The organism is Bradyrhizobium sp. AS23.2, from assembly GCF_001908185.1.
In the GTDB taxonomy this organism is placed as follows: Bacteria; Pseudomonadota; Alphaproteobacteria; order Rhizobiales; family Xanthobacteraceae; genus Bradyrhizobium.
This window is the reverse complement of record NZ_LGHM01000419.1, coordinates 1-544: the sequence shown is the minus strand read 5'-3', so window position 1 is coordinate 544 and position 544 is coordinate 1. Positions and strand designations below refer to the sequence as shown.

Genomic DNA, 544 nt, shown 5'->3' with positions numbered 1-544 from the left:
AAGGAAGTGGTGGCCGACCTCACCCTGGAGAACCGCCTGCTCAAAAAAAGCATGAACGGGCCCTCTCGGTGAATGCTTCGCATTCACCTGTCGGGTAAGAGATGGGGAGGACGAGGCATGAGGTACCCCGCCTCCGAGAAGGCCGAGATTATCCGGTTGGTCGAGCAGTCGCACCTGCCGGCCGGGCGCACCTTGGACAAGCTCGGCATCCCACGAGCCACGTTCTATCGCTGGTACGATCGTTATCGCGAGGGCGGTGTTGAGGCACTGGCCGATCGTCGATCGAGGCCGGATCGGGTCTGGAACCGCATTCCCGACGACGTTCGCGGCCAGATCGTCGACCTGGCGCTGGAGCTGCCGGAGCTGTCTCCGCGCGAACTGGCCGTGCGGTTCACCGACGAGCGGAAGTACTTCGTCTCGGAAGCGTCAGTCTATCGGCTGCTGAAGGCGCATGACCTGATCACCAGTCCGGCCTATGTGGTGATCAAGGCCGCGGACGAGTTCAAGGACAAGACCACCGCCATCAATCAGCTTTGGCAGACCG

General features: G+C 62.1%; 1 pseudogene. It reads left to right on the top strand.

The features are described 5' to 3' along the window. Positions 1–544 (top strand): annotated as a pseudogene (locus tag AC630_RS42625) (helix-turn-helix domain-containing protein); the annotation flags it as partial.